Annotated in this window: 17 protein-coding genes; 7 read left to right on the forward strand and 10 right to left on the reverse strand. The window is 65.6% G+C overall.

The features are described from left to right. Window positions 1-32: 32 nt before the first annotated feature. Genes AvAM_RS05495 through AvAM_RS05525 form a run of 7 tightly spaced genes read right to left on the reverse strand, consistent with a single transcriptional unit; the run spans window position 33 to window position 6,868 of the window. The gene (locus tag AvAM_RS05495; protein ID WP_137746140.1) at window positions 33-1,109 is read right to left on the reverse strand and encodes an ABC transporter substrate-binding protein; all 1,077 of its coding nucleotides are present in this window, start codon (window positions 1,107-1,109) and stop codon (window positions 33-35) included. Between the two features lie 48 nt (window positions 1,110-1,157). Beyond that, window positions 1,158-2,333: an FAD-binding oxidoreductase gene (locus tag AvAM_RS05500; protein ID WP_137746141.1), complete on the reverse strand. Its 1,176-nt coding sequence runs from the start codon at window positions 2,331-2,333 to the stop codon at window positions 1,158-1,160. Continuing rightward, on the reverse strand, window positions 2,330-3,745 hold the full coding sequence (locus AvAM_RS05505) for an NAD(P)/FAD-dependent oxidoreductase (protein ID WP_137746142.1): 1,416 nt from the start codon (window positions 3,743-3,745) through the stop codon (window positions 2,330-2,332). Before AvAM_RS05505 ends, AvAM_RS05500 begins: the two co-directional genes overlap by 4 nt. Then, window positions 3,742-4,068, reverse strand: coding sequence for a (2Fe-2S)-binding protein (locus AvAM_RS05510; RefSeq protein ID WP_137746143.1), 327 nt, complete (start codon window positions 4,066-4,068; stop codon window positions 3,742-3,744). Before AvAM_RS05510 ends, AvAM_RS05505 begins: the two co-directional genes overlap by 4 nt. Before the next feature lie 15 nt (window positions 4,069-4,083). Beyond that, on the reverse strand, window positions 4,084-4,878 hold the full coding sequence (locus tag AvAM_RS05515; protein ID WP_137746144.1) for an ABC transporter permease: 795 nt from the start codon (window positions 4,876-4,878) through the stop codon (window positions 4,084-4,086). A 5-nt stretch (window positions 4,879-4,883) separates the two neighbouring features. Then, entirely contained in the window at window positions 4,884-5,783 is a 900-nt protein-coding gene (locus AvAM_RS05520) for an ABC transporter permease (RefSeq protein ID WP_137746145.1), read from the reverse strand. Beyond that, entirely contained in the window at window positions 5,780-6,868 is a 1,089-nt protein-coding gene (locus tag AvAM_RS05525; RefSeq protein ID WP_137746146.1) for an ABC transporter ATP-binding protein, read from the reverse strand. Before AvAM_RS05525 ends, AvAM_RS05520 begins: the two co-directional genes overlap by 4 nt. Window positions 6,869-7,175: 307 nt before the next feature. On the opposite strand from AvAM_RS05525, the gene AvAM_RS05530 reads away from it, so the two are divergent. From AvAM_RS05530 to AvAM_RS05545, 4 genes are all read left to right on the forward strand, one after another. Next, a complete protein-coding gene (locus AvAM_RS05530; RefSeq protein WP_137746147.1) occupies window positions 7,176-8,036 on the forward strand; it encodes an IclR family transcriptional regulator in 861 nt (286 codons plus the stop codon). Between the two features lie 259 nt (window positions 8,037-8,295). Continuing rightward, on the forward strand, window positions 8,296-8,682 hold the full coding sequence (locus AvAM_RS05535) for a TipAS antibiotic-recognition domain-containing protein (RefSeq protein ID WP_137746148.1): 387 nt from the start codon (window positions 8,296-8,298) through the stop codon (window positions 8,680-8,682). A 161-nt stretch (window positions 8,683-8,843) separates the two neighbouring features. Then, on the forward strand, window positions 8,844-9,611 hold the full coding sequence (locus AvAM_RS05540) for a CPBP family intramembrane glutamic endopeptidase (RefSeq protein ID WP_137746149.1): 768 nt from the start codon (window positions 8,844-8,846) through the stop codon (window positions 9,609-9,611). A 32-nt stretch (window positions 9,612-9,643) separates the two neighbouring features. After that, window positions 9,644-10,312: a hypothetical protein gene (locus AvAM_RS05545; protein WP_137746150.1), complete on the forward strand. Its 669-nt coding sequence runs from the start codon at window positions 9,644-9,646 to the stop codon at window positions 10,310-10,312. 131 nt (window positions 10,313-10,443) lie between these two features. Here the strand turns inward: AvAM_RS05545 and AvAM_RS05550 are convergent, their stop codons facing one another. After that, window positions 10,444-11,130 (reverse strand): DUF4336 domain-containing protein, encoded by a 687-nt coding sequence (locus AvAM_RS05550; protein ID WP_137746151.1) that lies wholly within the window; start codon window positions 11,128-11,130, stop codon window positions 10,444-10,446. Between the two features lie 102 nt (window positions 11,131-11,232). Beyond that, window positions 11,233-12,168, reverse strand: a complete 936-nt coding sequence (locus AvAM_RS05555) for a LysR family transcriptional regulator (RefSeq protein WP_171012146.1) — start codon at window positions 12,166-12,168, stop codon at window positions 11,233-11,235. A gap of 101 nt (window positions 12,169-12,269) precedes the next feature. On the opposite strand from AvAM_RS05555, the gene AvAM_RS05560 reads away from it, so the two are divergent. Both AvAM_RS05560 and AvAM_RS05565 read left to right on the forward strand, forming a co-directional pair. Continuing rightward, complete coding sequence (locus AvAM_RS05560; RefSeq protein WP_137746350.1) at window positions 12,270-12,785, forward strand: GNAT family N-acetyltransferase; 516 nt, start codon at window positions 12,270-12,272, stop codon at window positions 12,783-12,785. Between the two features lie 84 nt (window positions 12,786-12,869). Continuing rightward, window positions 12,870-13,316, forward strand: a complete 447-nt coding sequence (locus AvAM_RS05565) for a GNAT family N-acetyltransferase (protein ID WP_137746153.1) — start codon at window positions 12,870-12,872, stop codon at window positions 13,314-13,316. A gap of 83 nt (window positions 13,317-13,399) precedes the next feature. Here AvAM_RS05565 and AvAM_RS05570 read toward each other — a convergent pair whose 3' ends face one another. Next, a complete protein-coding gene (locus AvAM_RS05570; protein ID WP_171012147.1) occupies window positions 13,400-14,308 on the reverse strand; it encodes a LysR family transcriptional regulator in 909 nt (302 codons plus the stop codon). Between the two features lie 244 nt (window positions 14,309-14,552). Between AvAM_RS05570 and AvAM_RS05575 the strand changes: the two genes are divergently transcribed. Then, window positions 14,553-16,088: an aldehyde dehydrogenase family protein gene (locus AvAM_RS05575; RefSeq protein WP_137746154.1), complete on the forward strand. Its 1,536-nt coding sequence runs from the start codon at window positions 14,553-14,555 to the stop codon at window positions 16,086-16,088. The last annotated feature ends 14 nt before the right edge of the window (window positions 16,089-16,102 follow it).

The raw sequence follows: 16,102 nt of genomic DNA on the forward strand, positions 1-16,102 counted from the left end.
GTGTGAGCAGGCGTTGCCTGCTCACACCCTTCTCAGCGCTCGACGGTCTTGTTCCAGCGCGTGTTCCAGGCGGGGCGGTTGGCGTTCACGCTGTCCCAGTCCAGCGTCACGGCATTTTTCATCCACTGGCTGATCTGGGCGACCTGGGCCGCGCCTTCGCCCACGGCCGGTGCCTTGGGGTTGGTGGGGATCTGCGCGCCAAATTGCAGCACGTTGGCCTGTGCCAGCGGGCTCAGCAAAAATTCGGCGAGCTTCTGTGCCAGCTCGGGCTCGCTGTTTTTCGCAATCACGCACTGGCCGGTCATGAGCACCACCGAGCCTTCCTTGGGCTGTGCATATTCCACCGGGATGCCCTTGGACTTGAGCGCTGCCACCGCCGTGGGTGTGAGCGGGAACAGCGCAGCCTCACCCGTCTGCACCATCTCGGAGATCTTGGCCGAGCTGGGGATGTACTCCAGCACATTGGGGCCGATGGTCTTGGCCCAGTTGTTGAAGCCTGGCTCCACGTTCTTGTCGTTGCCGCCCTGGATGCGGTTGAACATCAAGAAGCCGTGCAGCCCGAAGGACGACGACGGCATGGACTGGAACACCACCTTGCCCTTGAACTTGGGGTCGGCAAAGTCCATCCACGACGTGGGCGCGGCCCAGCCCTTTTCGGCAAACATCTTGGTGTTGTAGGCAATGCCCGTCATGCCCAGGCTCACGCCGCTGGCCAGGTCGTCCTTGAAGCGCGCGGCAGGGTAGATGTCGTTCAGGTGCGGGTTGGGCTTTTGCTTCTCGCACAGGCCCATGCCCATGGCGCGCACCATGATGCCGTCATCGAGGAACATCACGTGCATCTGCGGCTTGTCCTTGTTGGCCTGGGCCTTGGCCAGGATGTCCGAGGACGTGCCGGGCACCACCACCACGCGCGCGCCGTGCAGCTTTTCAAAGGCCGGGAACACGTACTGCGTGTATGCCTTCTCCATGGTGCCGCCGTTCATGCCGATGTACAGCGTCTTGGTTTGTGCAACGGCGGCGCCGCTGGCGGCCAGGGCCGTGGCAGCAGCCGCTGCGGCCAGCAGGCCACGGCGCAGGGAGACAACGTTCGAGCGGAAAGCGAAGTTCATGGTGATTGCCTTTCGGGTGGGGAGGGGGGTGATGAAAGATCGGCGGGCTCAGTGGGCCTGCACTGTGGTTGTGGGGATGGCGCCAGCGGCGGGCGCGGGCGGTTCGTCAAAGCGAGCGAGAGAAAACGCGTCGATGGGTGTGCTGGTCTGCCCGTCGCGCGCCAGTTCGGCCAGCACCTCGCCCACGGCGGGGCCGATCTGGAAACCCGCGCCCGCAAAGCCGAAGCCGTGGACCAGGCCCGGCGTGGTGCGGCTTTTGCACAGCACGGGCTGGCGGTCGGGCAGGTAGCCTTCGGTGCCGCTCCAGGTGCGGATGAAATGCGCGTGTTTGAGCGCAGGCAGCAGCTCGATGGCCTGCTCTGTGAGCGATGCGATGGCGCCGCGCTCCGAGCGCGCGCGGTCGGCATCGAGCCAGAAGCCCGAGCCGCCGCCCAGCACCAGGTTGCCGCGTTCTACCTGGCGGCAGTAGATGCCACCACCTTCCACGCCCAGGCTCCAGCGCATGAAGTAGGGCAGGGGCTCGGTGACCATCATGGCCGGGTGGCCGGAGCGCAGCGGCACGGCTTCGCCAAACTGAGCGGCCAGGGCACCCGCCCAGGCACCTGCGCAGTTGAGCACCACGGGCGCCTGCACCTGCAGCGCAGTGCCCGACTGCAGCGTGAATTGCCTGCCGCTGTGCTCGATGCGCGTGAGCGGCGAGCGCTCGAAGATCTGCGCACCGGCACGCTGGGCTGCCAGCGCGAACGCGGGCGACACCAGGCGCGGGTTGGCCTGCCCATCGTCCACACACAGCGAACCGCCCACGGCCTTGCCGCCCAGCCACGGGCATTCGGTGCGCAGGCGCCCGTCGCTGATCAGCTGGATGCCCAGCTCGAAGTCGCGGCTGATGTCTGCATAGTGCTCCAGCGAAGCCATGTCCGCTTCACTGCGTGCGATCTTGAAATGCCCGGTGCGCGCGTATTCGCCATCGGTGCCGATCAGCTCGGGCAGGCGCGCCCAGATCTGGTGAGCGCGCTGCGCCAGGGGCAACTGGCTCAGCGGGCGGCCCTGGCGGCGCACGCCGCCGTAGTTCACGCCGCTGGAGCGCGAGCCGCACAGGTCGCGCTCCAGCAGCACCACATCCACGCCCTTGCGGCGCAGCGCTAGCGCGGCCGATGCGCCCACGATGCCGCCGCCGACAATGGCGACGTCGGTTTGGATGGTGCGGGTGGGGTGGCTGCTCATGCGCTGGCTCCCGCGTCGGCGCTCTGCCGCACTTGCCGTGCCTGCAGGTGGATTGGTATCGGCTTGATAGGGGCCTGCCCGCGCAGGCGGCCCACCAGCTCCACGGGCTTGCCGGTGGCCTGGGCCAGGATTTCAGCGGCTGCCACGCCGCAGCTGCGGCCCTGGCAGCGGCCCATGCCCACGCGGGTAAGGGCCTTGAGCCGGTTCATCTCGTCGGCGCCGCTGTCGCGCACACAGGCGCGCAACTCGCCCGCCGTGATGTTCTCGCAGCGGCAAACCACCAGCGCATCGGGCGCGTGTGCGGCCCAGTCGGTGGGGAAAGGGAAGGCACGCTCCAGCCCCTGGCGAAAGCGCATCAGATGGCTGAGCTGGCCCCGCAGCGTTTGCATGCGGGCAGCATCGACAGCCGCACCGTGGTCTTGCAGCAGCGCCAGCGCCGCCAGCTCGCCCGCCCACTCGGCGGCATCTGCCCCCATGATGCCCGCGCCATCGCCCGCCAGGTACACGCCTGGCACGCTGCTGCGGCCGTCGGCATCCCGCTCGGGCAGGTGGGCGCGGTGCAGGGGCACCCAGGCAAAGCGGCAGCCCAGCAGGTCGGCCAGCTGGGTCTCTGAGCGCAATGCGTAGCCAAAGCCCACGGCATCGCAGTCCATCGTGTGCTCACGTCCGGCGCCATCGGCCCACACCACACCCGCCACGCGGGTGTCGCCCAGCACACGCACGGGGCGCACACCGCTGTGGATGGGCACGCCGTGCGCGCGCAGCCACGCCACGTAGTACACGCCTTTGGCAAACACCGCAGGCTGGGTGAGCATGGCGGGCACGGCGGCCATCTGGTCGGTGAGCCTTGCGGTATCCAGCACGGCGGCCACGGTGGCCCCTGCCTTCACATACTGGTAGGCCACCAGGTAGAGCAGCGGGCCCGTGCCCATCAGCACCACGCGGCTACCAATCGCACAGCCCTGGAACTTGAGCGCCACCTGCGCGCCGCCCAGCGTGTACACGCCCGGCAGCGTCCAGCCCGGGATGGGCAGCACCCGGTCTGTGGCGCCGCTGGCCACGATGAGCTGGCTGTAGGGCACCGTGCGCGTGGTCTGTGTGGGGCCATGCAGCACGTCCAGCAGGCCGCCCTGGGCATTCCACACCAGGCTGTCGGGCTGGTAGTCGATATGGGTCTGCATGCCATCGAGCGCGCTGTGCACCGCCGTGGCGCGCGCAGCCTCGGTGCCATACAGCGTGGCCGGGGGGCGTTCAAAGTGCGCGGGCGGGCGGCGGTAGATCTGCCCACCGCCGCGCGCGGCCTCGTCGATCAGCACAGGGCGCACGCCATGGGCCGCCAGTGTCTGCGCGGCGCGGACGCCAGCGGGGCCCGCGCCCACGATCACGGGTTGCAAAGAGGGCGCGGTTGTCATGCCTGGCCTCCGGTGGCCAAGGCCATCGTGTCCACGGGCTCGGTGCGCAGTGCCAGGCCCGGTGCAATGAAGGTGCTGCAGGCGCGCAGGCGCTCGCCGCTGTCGGTCTGCACCCAGCAGTCCTGGCAGGCGCCCATCAAACAAAAACCTGCGCGGGGCTCGTGGCTGAATTCGTTGCGGCGCAGTTGCGCATGCTGGGTGAGGATGGCGGTCAGCACCGTGTCGCCCTGCAGGGCGGTGGCGGGTTGGCCGTTGAGGGTGAAGTGCACGGGCGCACGGCTCTTTTCGGCCACACGGTGCAGCAAGGCTGGGCTGGAACTCATGGTGTGGGTGCTCATCTACTTCCGGCCCACGAGGACGCGGTCCAGTCCATACACACGGTCCAGCAGCACCATGGCGCAGGCCGTGACCGCCACCATCAGCGCCGACACGGCGGCCATCAGCGGGTCGATGGATTCTGTGGCGTACATGTACATGCGCACCGGCAGCGTCACCGTGCTGGGCGAGGTGACGAAGATCGACATGGTCACTTCGTCAAAGCTGTTGATGAAAGCCAACATCCACCCGCCCGTCACGCCCGGCAGGATCATCGGCAGCGTGATGCGCGTGAACACCGTGGCCTGGCTCGCGCCCAGCGACAGGGCTGCATGCTCGGCACTGCGGTCAAACCCCACCAGCGCCGCCACCACCAGCCGCAGCGTGTAGGGTGTGACGATGAGCGCATGCGCCACCACCAGCCAGCCAAAGCTGCCCGTGCCGCCGATCAGTGCAAACAGGCGCAGCAGGGCCACGCCCAGCACCAGGTGCGGAATGATGAGTGGCGACAGGAACAGGCCGTTGAGGAAACCGCGCCCGGGAAAGTCGTAGCGCGTGATCGCAATGCCCGCAGGAACGGCCAGCACCGTGGCCAGCGTGGCCGATGCCAGGGCCAGCCACAGGCTGTTCCAGAACGACTGCACAAAGTCGGAGTGCTCGAACACCGCCTTGAACCAGCGCAGCGAGAACTCGGTGGTGGGCAGCGTCAGCGTGTTGTGCGGCGTGAAGGCGACGATGCACACCACCAGCAACGGGGCAAGCATGAAGGTGATGACCAGCGCGTTGAACGCGAGGGCGAGGGGGCCGTTCTTTTGCATCTTGGTTATCCCAAAGACTTTTTGTAGCGGCCTTCAACCAGCCGGTTGTAGCTCAGCATGACCACCAGGTTGGCCACCAGCAGCGTCAGCGCAATCGCGGCGCCCAGCGGCCAGTTCAGCTCGTGCAGGTACTCGTCGTACACCACCGTGGCCACCATCTTCAGCCGCCGACCGCCCAACAAGCCGGGGATCGCGAACGAGCTGGCCGCGAGGCCAAACACGATCAGGCTGCCCGAAAGGATGCCGGGCAGCACCTGCGGCAACACAATGCGCCGCAGCGTGGTGAAGGGCGAGGCCTGCAGCGACAGGGCCGCGTTTTCCACGCCCGGGTCGAGCTTCTGCAACGATGTCCACACGGGGATCACCATGAAGGGCAGCATCACGTGCACCAGCGCAATCACCACCGCAATCTCGGTGTAGAGCATCTTCACCGGGCCGATGCCCACCAGGCCGAAGGCGGCATTCACCAGCCCCTCGGGGCCCAGCAGCATGCTCCAGCCAAACGCGCGCACCACCACCGACACCAAGAGCGGCGCCAGCACCACCAGCAGCAAGATGGAGCGCCACGGGTTGCGCATACGGCTGAGCACATAGGCCTCGGGCGCGCCAATCAGCACACAGATCAGCGTGACCAGACCGGCGATCCAGAACGTGCGCCAGAAGATCGCGTGGTAGTACGAATCGGCAAACACATGGCCGTAGTGCTCCAGCGTGAACTCGCCCGCTTTCACCCCCGTGGCCGGGTCGAAGGCGTTGAACGAGAGCACGGCTGTGAGTGCCAGCGGCACCAGCAGCAGCACGGTGAATAGCAGCAGCGCCGGGCCGGACAGCCACCAGGGCAGGGCCTTTTTGCCCAGCAACTGATGGGGCGTTGCTGCCGTCGTCGTTGTCGTTGCGCTTGTCATGGCGTGGCCTCGGCTTCGGCCATGGCCGCTTCATCGGCAGGCAGCAGGCGCATGCAGTGGTCGGGCCAGTCCAGGCCCGTGCGCTCGCCTTCGTCGAGTGCGCTGCGGCCATCGTTGGGCGCCAGCACCATCAAATCGCCCATGGCCGTGCCCACGCGGTACAGCCACTGGCTGCCCAGGAAGAAGCGCTCGCACACCTCGCCGTCGATGCGGCCCTGCACCGTTGGCACCAGTTGCAGCTTTTCGGGCCGCACGCTCAGCAGCACGGCCGCACCGGGGCGGAACTGCGCGCCCTCCACCTGCACCTCGATGGGCCCTGCGCCCACATGGGTGTGTGTGGCGCTGGCCGTGGTCACCTTGCCGGGCACCAGGTTGGCCTTGCCCACAAAGGTAGAGATGAAGCGCGTGCGTGGGTGTTCATATACGCGGTGCGGGTGGTCAATCTGCGTGGCACGGCCGGCCTCCATCACCACCACGCGGTCGCTGATGGACATGGCTTCGCTCTGGTCGTGGGTGACCATCACCGTGGTGGTGCCCACCTTGCGCTGGATCTGCCGCAGCTCGAACTGCATCTCTTCACGCAGCTTGGCGTCGAGGTTGGACAGGGGCTCGTCCAGCAGCAGCACGGGCGGCTCGATCACCAGCGCGCGTGCCAGCGCCACGCGCTGGCGCTGCCCGCCCGACAGCTCGCGCGGGTAGCGGCCTGCGTGTTTTTCCAGGTGCACCAGGCCCAGGGCCTGGGCGACGCGCTCCTTGCGCTCGGCCTTGGGCACCTTGCGCATCTCCAGGCCAAAGCTCACGTTGTCGGCCACCGTCATGTGCGGGAAGAGGGCATAGCTCTGGAACACGATGCCCAGCCCGCGCGTGTTGGCCTTGGCATGCGTGATGTCGCGCCCCGCCAGCTCGATGCGGCCACTGCTCACCGCCTCGAAGCCCGCCACCATCTGCAAGGTGGTGGTCTTGCCGCAGCCCGACGGGCCCAGCAGCGATACGAACTCGCCTTTTTCCACCGAAAGGTTCATGGACTGCACCGCGCAGGTGCTGCCATAGAACTTGGTCACATCCGTGAGTTGAAGGAAGGACATGCGTGGGCCTTTCTGCTGTCTGTCTTTTCTGGATGCCGTCGCCCGGTTTCCTTGAGGGGATACAGGGCAACAGACGGTGTCTTGGAACGCCAGGCTGCCTGTATTCCAGTTTGTGGAGCGGTGTGCACCGCTGTGGTGCACCTTGTTCCCTGAAATTGGACTTGCCCGGTGATGTTGATTCACTCTATTGCAATATGCGAACCAGCTCGACTCGGGTATTCCATTAAACAGAATTTTTCTTCAATTTATTCCGTTTAATGGAATATGAGGATTAGAATGCAACCCATCTATTCCGCAGGAGTGACGCATGGAAGCAGCATCCGCAGGCACGGGCGGCGTACCCCGGGTCTTTGCCCTTATCCGCGCCCTGGTGGCCGTGCAGGCCGAGGGGGGGCGAGTCACCCAATTGGCGCGCGCGATTGGCCTGACCCAGGGCACCACGCACCGTTTGCTGCAATCGCTGGTCGCTGAGGGCATGGTTGAGCAGGACGAGCGCAGCAAGCTCTATCGCCTGTCCACGGAGTTCTTTGCGCTCGCGGCCAAGGCGGGCAACCCTGGCGACCTGCGCAGCATCTGCCGCCCTGCGCTGCTGCGCCTGAGTGCCAGCCTGGGTGACAGCATCTTCTTGTTGGTGCGCAGCGGGTTCGACGCGATCTGCCTGGACCGCAGCGAGGGGCCGTTCCCCATCCGCTCATTCACTGGCGACATTGGCGGCCGCGTGGCGCTGGGTGTGGGGCAGGGGGCCTTGTCCATCCTCGCCTTCCTGCCTGAGGCTGAGCGCGAGGAAGTGATCCGTTTCAATCTCTCGCGCGTGCGCGAGTACGGCGTGTACGACGAGGTCTATCTGCGCACCGAGATCGAGCGCGTGCGCCAGAGTGGCTATGCCGCGCGCAACACCGGCCTGCTCGAAGGCATGGCCGGGGTGGGGGTGCCCGTGCTCGACCGCGAAGGCCGGGCCGTGGCCGCGCTGAGCGTGGGCACCATCTCTGCCCGCCTCAACGAAGACCGGCTGCCCACCGTGGTCGAACTGCTCAAGCGCGAGGCCGCCGCCATCGGCCCGCGCATCCACCCCTTCGATGCCACCCTGCGTCGGCCTGCGCAAAGCCTGGCGGGGCAGCCGTCTGAGCAACTGCTGGCGCCGCCCGGCGCCGCCAACTCTTCGGTGTGATGGCACGCGCGTGCTGCACCCGACGTGCGGTTCGCTGTGATGACGGATTGGATGTGGCCTGTTGTTCCAGTGCGCAGACCGCCCGCCCAGCCGCTGCAAAAAAGCGCCAAATCCCAGAGGTGTGGTGCCGATAGAACGCAGCACTACCAAGGTGGCTTTGCGTCGCTATAGTCCGCGCTTTCCTGTGCGCAGGCAGCTCCACCGGCAGGTGGATGCAGATTGCGGCACTGCCACCCATTCACCGAGCCAACGCGACCCCATGAGCCTGCAACAAACCACCCCCGGGTACCTCGACCAATGCCGCGCCGCACAGCGTGCCGAACAAGAACAATCCCTGGCCATCACCGACAACTGGGCGCATGTGGACAAAACTAAGGTGCATGCCGACTTCGACGCCTTCTACAAAGAGCTGGCGCCGCTGATCGACGCCAATGCCCCCGAGTCCGAGGCGATTCAGGCACTGATGGAAAGACACTTTGCCATCGTTGCGCGGTTCTACGTGCCATCGCGCGATGCTTACGTGGGCACCGCGCTGTTCTACGCCGACAACGCCGATATGAAGACCTTTCACAACACCTACCACCCGCGCATGGTGGAGTTTCTGGGCGACGCCGCATATTGCTACGCGCTGCAGAACCTGCAGTAATACCTGCAGAGAGCCTCGGCGCAGGCCATTGTGCAGAGATGGGGCATCGCCCCGCAAGGCCTGCAGGTCGTCAACGGGTGGCATACAGCAGCAGGTAAGCCCGGGTAATCTCGCGGCTCCTGCTTGTCGTTTTTTGGGGTCGCACACCCCTGGAGGCTGCTTTGACTCTCAAACCTATTGCACTCTCTGCGACCTTGCAGCCGCCACTGGCTTCCAGCCTGCCGTACAGCTTTGGTAGCCCTGTGCCACTGCACAACGGCGCCTGCCTGCTGCTATGGGTTGCAAGTGCCCTGGCGTTCGCCCTGTTGTTGCTGGTTCCGCGTTGGTGGCAGGGTGCGTGGGTCGGCGTTTTGGCCGCGCTGCTGTTTGTGGGCGTGCAGTGGGCGGGGTTGCGCGTCGCCGTGGGCCAGGACTGGGTGGCCCTGTTCAGACGCCCCCGTTGGCGCGATGTGGCGTTGGCATTGGCCGCCGTGCCGCTGGTGTTGGGCTTGCCTGCCCTGGTGGCGGTGTACGGGCTCGGCATGTCACACCTCAGTGCCAACGCCAGTTTGGATGTTGCGGCGGGCCTGACTTCGGCACAGCTGGTGGTGCGGTTTGCGTTGACGGCCGTGCAATTGCTGGGTGAGGAACTGGTCACCATCCTGCCCCTGCTGGCCACCGTGGCTTTGCTGCACCGCGCTGGCATGCCTGCCCGCTGGGCTGTTGCCTTTGCGTGGGTGGCCACGGCGCTGCTGTTTGGTGCGCTGCACCTGCCCACCTACCAATGGCATGTCGGCCAGGCCCTGCTGGTCATCGGCACCGCGCGTCTGGTGCTCACGGCCGTCTTCATCTACACCCGCAACCTGTGGGCCAGCACCATCGCCCACATTGCCAACGACTGGGCGATCATGGCCTTTGCGCTGGCCTTTTCAAGCAGCGTGGGCACCTGACTGAACGGGCCCTTGGCCTCAAGGAGTTGCTGGTGGACTTTCTCAAGATCCTCAAGTCGTTTGAAGACTTTGTGTACGAAGCCCTGATCTGGCTGGTGTTGTTGCCCAAAACGTTGTGGCGCATCGTGCTGCATCCCCGCCAGATGGTGGCTTACGTGCAGACGGAGCAAACCCGCGAGGGCGACGACCGCTACGGCGACGCCATCAGCCCGCCGCTGCTGCTCATCCTGTGCGTGCTGGTGGCCCATGTGCTGGATCTGGCGCTGCGCAAGCAGGCCGACCAAGAGATGGGCTCGCTGGCCGCCGCACTGCTCAAGTCCGAGCAAAACCTGCTGATGTACCGCACCATGGCCTTCGGCATCTGGTCGCTGGCAGGCGCTGTCTGGTACATGCGCCACAGCCGGCAGCCCATCCACCGCGTGAATTTGCGCAACCCGTTTTACGAGCCGTGCTACCTGGTGGCGCCATTCGCGCTGGCCATGTCCATCAGTACCTCGTTCGCTCTGTCTGGCGGGGTTCTGCCGGCAGTGGGCGTGGGGCTGGCGGGGCTGGCGCTACTGTGGTTTTGTGTCGCTGAGTGGCAATGGGTGCGCGAACGTGCGGGGCTGGGTGCCGGGCATGCCGCGCTGGTGGCAGGGGCACTGGTGGTGCTGGGGCTGGTGGCGAATACCGGGCTGGGGTACTTGTTGCGGCATTTGTGAGCACGCCAATGGGCGATGTACACCGTTGTGATGGACGGGCCAGCGCAAAAAATCATCGGCAGGGCTGGATGTCAGGCTGTTGTGCTCCTCCGCCGCCCTCCAATCCCTGCCGACCTGGGTGCGCTTCGGAGTCAGAACACCGCCAGTGCCCGGGCCACTTGCGCGTGCGCATCGGTGTCAATGACGCAGTTGTGGGCCACCACCACCCGTGTGAAGGGCCAGCGCAACAAACGCTCCGCACTGCGGGCCGCTGCAGCCCGGTCGCGCACCAGCGCACGCACCGTGAGCGGCACGGCCAGCTTGCCCCGCACCCCCGTCAGCGTGGCATAGGCCCGCGTGGGCCAGGGCAGATCACCCGCCATCCACTGCAGCAGGTCCGTCACGATCAGCGTGGCCGATGGCCGGTGAAACCACACCGATTCATTGCCCGCTGGAATGCCCTCGAATGCAAAGTGCTCCAGCTCCGGCAGCCACTCGGGCAGGTCGCCCGCAGGCAGCGCACGCAAGGTTGCGGCCAGGTCCCGCCGCTTCTGCGCAAGCCCTTGCGGGCCGTAGACCACCGCGCCCGGAAAGGCCTGTGCACAGGGCGCCAGAAACAGGTGGTGCATCTTGTTCGGCGCCACGATAAAGGCCACGCTGCCGAGGTCTTGCACCTGGCGCAACAACGCGCTGCCGGGCGGCATCGGAATGGGCGAGTGGATCAAAAGCTTGCGCCCTGGCAGGCGCACCACCGTCATGCGCGTGGTGATGGGAAGGCTGTTGGCCTTGAAGGCGTGGGTGGCGTGCCAGAGGTGGGTGTCGAGGGGTTCAAGTTGCATGGCGCGGGATGGTGCCTTTGCGAGGGGGGTGGGGTCTTGAACGAAGGCGACACTGGGCTCTGGGTGCTGATGTGTCTTGCTCTGTGGGTATGTGGGCAAATGTCAGCGCTGTGTTTGGGCCGCAGAGCCCAGCACCTGGGACATTTGCGTCAGCATCCACCGATGGCCCGGGGTGCTTGCATGCCGGGGATGGAAGAACGCCTTGAGCGTGTACGGCGGCGTGCGCAAGGGCGCTGGGTGGATGGCGAGCGGCAGGCTCGCCGCAGCATGAACCGCCGCACTGTGCGGAAGTGTCAGAAGGAGATCGGTGGCTGCAATGATGCTGGTCGCAGCCAGCATGCTCGGAAGCTCCAGCGCTACATCGCGCGCTTGCTTCATCTGAAGCAGCGCTCCGTCAATCACACTCGTTTCATGCTCCCAGGGAAGAACGGCGACATGCCGTTCCTTCAGGTATTGGGCTAGCGTAAGCTTGCCTTGGATGCGTGGATGGTCGGCCCGCGCGAGCACCACGTAGTCGCCTTCCATGAAGGTGACGGAATCTAGGCCCTTATGGATGGTGGCGCTTTCGTCTGCGAACCCCAGGGCGAAATGCGCGCGGCCACATGCCAGTGCTTCCACGGAATCACGGCGTCGCGAATGCTCCACCTTGATGCGTATCCGGGGCGCCACGGCCGCCACGGCAGCAACCAATGGAGGCAGGAGTGCGAATGTGGTGAAGTCCGTGGCCGTGAAAACGAAGGTTTGCCGACTGCTTGCCGGGTTGAACGAGCGGCCTTCGCCCAGGCTCGTCGAGAGCAGGCGCAATCCATCCTGCACGCCGTCCGCCAGCCTCCTGGCCTTTGCCGTGGGCTCCATGACCGTCCCCTCGCGAACGAACAACTCGTCCAGCAAGGCGGAGCGAAGACGCGCCAGCGCATGGCTGCACGCCGAAGGGCTGATCGCCAGCTCGTCAGCAGCCACCGCCACGCTGCGGTGCCGCAGCAGGGCGTCGAATACCAACAGCAGGTTCAGGTCCAATTGGCGAAGAGCATCGTGCATGCTGTTCACTATAGCCTGAAGAAAATGCAGTACATGCATTGAGGGGCATGCGTACCATTGGCCTGTTCTCACAGTTCTTTTTTTCGCCCCTTTCCTCCACCATGTCTGTTGCCTCCTCTGCTTGCTCCCCTTTTCGCAACGCCATCGCCTGCGATGCGCAGCGCTGCTTTCAGATCGAATCGGCTGCGTACGGCGGTGACGAGGCGGCGACGCTGGAGAAGATAACGAAGCGCATCGCCGACTATCCCGAAGGTTTCCTGGTGATGGAGCTGGAGGGGCAGGTGGTGGGTTTCATCAACAGCGGCTGCGCACACGAGGTTGCTATGGCGGATGATGCATTCAAGCAGTTGGTGGGTCATGACCCTGCTGCGTCGCACGTGGTCATCATGTCTGTTGCGGTGGATCCCGTGCACCAGGGTAAGGGCTACTCCCGTCGCATGATGGAGCGGTTTGTCCGCGGGATGGTAGAGCGGGGCAAGACCAGTATTCATCTGATGTGCAGGGAGCGCCATGTTGGTCTGTATGAACGCATGGGCTACCGGTATGTCAGGCCGTCGGCCTCTGGCCATGCGGGACTTGCTTGGCACGAGATGGTGATGGAGCCGCTGCCGATGTGAGAGCAAGTGCAAGACGCCGACGATTGCCGCTGTGCAGACCTGCAGCTACCTGATATTCCTGAGACTTGAAACCAGCCTTTTCCCATGTACCCAGTTTTTCGCCCCTGTTCCCCTGGGGATGCAGCGGGCTGTCTTGAAATCTTTGACAGCAACACCCCGCCGTTTTTTGATCCATCCGAACGTGCCTATTTCGTGAAGTTCTTGGAGGAGAACAGTTGCCACTACTTTGTTCTGGAGCAGGCGCAGGCCGTGGTGGCTTGCGGCGGATACTGCGAGGATGCGCAAGGTGGCATGGTGCTGGTTTGGGGCATGGTCCGCCGTGACCTGCACCGACGAGGCCTGGGAAAGGTACTGGTCCACCAGCGTGTCCAAAGGATCCTGCAGGCCCATCCCGGCGCCCCCATTCGTCTGGAGACCAGCCAGCACACCCAAGACTTCTATAGCCACCAGGGGTTCAGGGCAATGGACTGTACCCTGGACTTTTACGGCCCTGGGTTGCACCGCGTGGAAATGGTACTCACACCAGCCTGAACCTGCCGCGCATCCTCGCGCAGGGTGGCCCCCCCTATGTTCGCACGTGAGGGTGTGAAGGGCTCTGGCCGTACCCACCTCAGTTACTGTCCGTGCCCCGCACACTCCCCCACCACCCAATCCCTGAACGCCTTCACCAGCGGCGTCTGCGCTCGCGCCTCGGGGTACACGAGGTAATACGCATCGGTGCTGGTCAGCACCTGGTCTGACAGCTCCACCAGGCTCCCCGCAGCCAACTCCTGCTCGATCAAGAAGCGCGGCAGCAGCGCCGCCCCCAGGTGCGACACAGCTGCCTGCGCAATCATGGCGAAGTGCTCGGACTGCGGGCCGCGCAGGGCCAGGGCCGTGGGGGCACCCACCCGCTCAAACCATTCGGCCCACTGGGTGGGTCGGGTGCTTTGCTGCAGCAGCACCACGCGCGTCAGGTCGTGCGGGGTGTGGATGTTGTGGCGGTCGCGGTAGGTGGGACTGCACACGGGCACGGTTTCTTCGTGCATCAGGTATTCGCACACGGCGCCCGCCCAGTGCGGGTTGCCGAAGTGTATGGCGGCGTCGAACGGGGTGCCTGCAAAGTCAAAGGGCTCAGTGCGTGCCGAGAAGTTGACCATGGCCTCGGGGTGCAGGGCCATGAAGCCACCCAGGCGCGGGATGAGCCAGCGTGTGCCCAGCGTGGGCAGCACGGCCAGGTTGAGCAGGCCGTCGGTGCTGGAGAACGCCATGGCTTTCTGTGTGCTGGCCGACAGTTGCTGCAGCACGTTTTGCACATCGGCCGCATAGACGCGGCCCGCGTCGGTCAGCACCACGCGCTGGCGCACGCGGTGGAAGAGGGCGGTGCCGATCTGCTCTTCCAACTGGCGGATCTGGCGCGACACGGCGCTTTGGGTGAGGTGCAGCTCCTCGGCCGCGCGCGACACGCTCTGGTGGCGGGCGGCGGCCTCGAAGGCCAGCAGGTCGGCGGTGGAGGGCAGGAAGGCGCGGCGCAGCAGGGTCATGCCAGGTTATGCGTTGGGGGAATGATGGTTGAAAGCAAAAATGGGGCCTTTTGAGTCATTGCCGCGCATTGGATATAGGGTAAAGGTCCTGATATTTTCAGGCACTTCATTCTGATTTGTGATCAAGTAGTTCCATTTTTTTGCTATCCAGCGCGGCGCGATTGGCGGATATTGGCGCATTCATTGCGTGTGTTCTCCCACGCTGCTGTCTTCTATCCGCCTCCATCCACCCTTGCGAGCCGCCATGTCTGCCACCTCTGTCGCCACCTCCCTCGTGTCCGAAGTCGATCAACTGCTGCAACGCCTGGGCGTGCCCCGCGCCGCCTACACCGGCGGCACGCTGGCGGCCCGTTCGCCCATCACGGGCGAGGTGCTGGCGCAGGTGCCACAGCAAAGCCCGGCCGACGCCACGGCCGCCATCGGCCGCGCGCATGCGGCCTTTTTGGCGTGGCGCAATGTGCCCGCACCGCGCCGGGGCGAGCTGGTGCGCCTGCTGGGCGAAGAGCTGCGCGCCGCCAAGGCCGACCTGGGCCTGCTCGTGACCATCGAGGCGGGCAAGATCCCGTCCGAAGGCCTGGGCGAGGTGCAGGAGATGATCGACATCTGCGACTTTGCCGTGGGCCTGTCGCGCCAGCTGTACGGCCTGACGATTGCCACCGAGCGCCCCGGCCACCGCATGATGGAAACGTGGCATCCGCTGGGCGTGTGTGGCGTGATCTCGGCCTTCAACTTCCCCGTGGCCGTGTGGTCGTGGAACGCCGCGCTGGCGCTGGTGTGCGGTGACTCGGTGGTGTGGAAGCCTTCGGAAAAGACCCCGCTCACCGCCCTGGCCACGCATGCGATTGCACAGCGCGCCATTGCACGCTTTGGCGTCGATGCGCCCGAAGGCCTGCTGGAGCTGATCGTGGGCCAGCGCGACATTGGCGAGGTGCTGGTGGATGATGCCCGCGTGCCTGTGCTCTCGGCCACAGGCTCCACCGCCATGGGCCGCGCCGTGGGCCCGCGCCTGGCAGCGCGGTTTGCGCGCGGCATTCTGGAGCTGGGCGGCAACAACGCGGCCATCGTGGCTCCCACGGCTGATTTGGACCTGGCACTGCGCGGCATTGCCTTTGCCGCTATGGGCACGGCAGGCCAGCGCTGCACCACGCTGCGCCGCCTGTTTGTGCACGAAAGCATTTACGACCAGCTGGTGCCTCAGCTGGCCAAGGTGTACGCCAATGTGCAGGTGGGCAACCCGCGCACGCCCGGAACGCTGGTGGGCCCGCTGATCGACCGCATGGCTTTTGACGGCATGCAAAAGGCGCTGGAGCTAAGCCGTGCGCTGGGTGCCACGGTGCACGGTGGTGGCCGCGTGGAAGGCATCGGCGGTGCCGATGCGTACTACGTGCGCCCTGCGCTGGTCGAGCTGCAAAAGCACGAAGGCCCCGCGCTGCACGAAACCTTTGCGCCCATTCTGTACGTGGTGCGGTACAGCAGCATCGACGAAGCCATTGCCATGAACAACGCCGTGGGGGCGGGCCTGTCGTCGTCCATCTTCACGCTGAACGTGCGCGAGGCGGAGCAGTTCATGTCGGCCGCCGGTTCGGACTGCGGGATTGCCAACGTGAACATTGGCCCCAGCGGCGCCGAGATCGGTGGCGCGTTTGGTGGCGAAAAGGAAACCGGCGGTGGCCGCGAGGCGGGCTCGGACAGCTGGAAGGCCTACATGCGCCGGGCCACCAACACCATCAACTATTCGACCGCTTTGCCGCTGGCGCAGGGCGTGACGTTTGACGTGTAAGCCACGCGCTGCTG

The sequence above is a fragment of the Acidovorax sp. NB1 genome, from assembly GCF_005405905.1.
Lineage (GTDB): Bacteria > Pseudomonadota > Gammaproteobacteria > Burkholderiales > Burkholderiaceae_C > Acidovorax.

What these genes read in the sequence shown, in the direction of transcription:
- AvAM_RS05500 (WP_137746141.1), bottom strand. Translation starts at nt 2,333, where the DNA reads ATGAGCAGCCACCCCACCCGCACCATCCAAACCGACGTCGCCATTGTC.
- AvAM_RS05495 (WP_137746140.1), bottom strand. Translation starts at nt 1,109, where the DNA reads ATGAACTTCGCTTTCCGCTCGAACGTTGTCTCCCTGCGCCGTGGCCTG.
- AvAM_RS05510 (WP_137746143.1), bottom strand. Translation starts at nt 4,068, where the DNA reads ATGAGTTCCAGCCCAGCCTTGCTGCACCGTGTGGCCGAAAAGAGCCGT.
- AvAM_RS05575 (WP_137746154.1), top strand. Translation starts at nt 14,553, where the DNA reads ATGTCTGCCACCTCTGTCGCCACCTCCCTCGTGTCCGAAGTCGATCAA.
- AvAM_RS05550 (WP_137746151.1), bottom strand. Translation starts at nt 11,130, where the DNA reads ATGCAACTTGAACCCCTCGACACCCACCTCTGGCACGCCACCCACGCC.
- AvAM_RS05515 (WP_137746144.1), bottom strand. Translation starts at nt 4,878, where the DNA reads ATGCAAAAGAACGGCCCCCTCGCCCTCGCGTTCAACGCGCTGGTCATC.
- AvAM_RS05560 (WP_137746350.1), top strand. Translation starts at nt 12,270, where the DNA reads ATGTCTGTTGCCTCCTCTGCTTGCTCCCCTTTTCGCAACGCCATCGCC.
- AvAM_RS05555 (WP_171012146.1), bottom strand. Translation starts at nt 12,168, where the DNA reads ATGCACGATGCTCTTCGCCAATTGGACCTGAACCTGCTGTTGGTATTC.
- AvAM_RS05505 (WP_137746142.1), bottom strand. Translation starts at nt 3,745, where the DNA reads ATGACAACCGCGCCCTCTTTGCAACCCGTGATCGTGGGCGCGGGCCCC.
- AvAM_RS05525 (WP_137746146.1), bottom strand. Translation starts at nt 6,868, where the DNA reads ATGTCCTTCCTTCAACTCACGGATGTGACCAAGTTCTATGGCAGCACC.
- AvAM_RS05565 (WP_137746153.1), top strand. Translation starts at nt 12,870, where the DNA reads ATGTACCCAGTTTTTCGCCCCTGTTCCCCTGGGGATGCAGCGGGCTGT.
- AvAM_RS05535 (WP_137746148.1), top strand. Translation starts at nt 8,296, where the DNA reads ATGAGCCTGCAACAAACCACCCCCGGGTACCTCGACCAATGCCGCGCC.
- AvAM_RS05530 (WP_137746147.1), top strand. Translation starts at nt 7,176, where the DNA reads ATGGAAGCAGCATCCGCAGGCACGGGCGGCGTACCCCGGGTCTTTGCC.
- AvAM_RS05520 (WP_137746145.1), bottom strand. Translation starts at nt 5,783, where the DNA reads ATGACAAGCGCAACGACAACGACGACGGCAGCAACGCCCCATCAGTTG.
- AvAM_RS05570 (WP_171012147.1), bottom strand. Translation starts at nt 14,308, where the DNA reads ATGACCCTGCTGCGCCGCGCCTTCCTGCCCTCCACCGCCGACCTGCTG.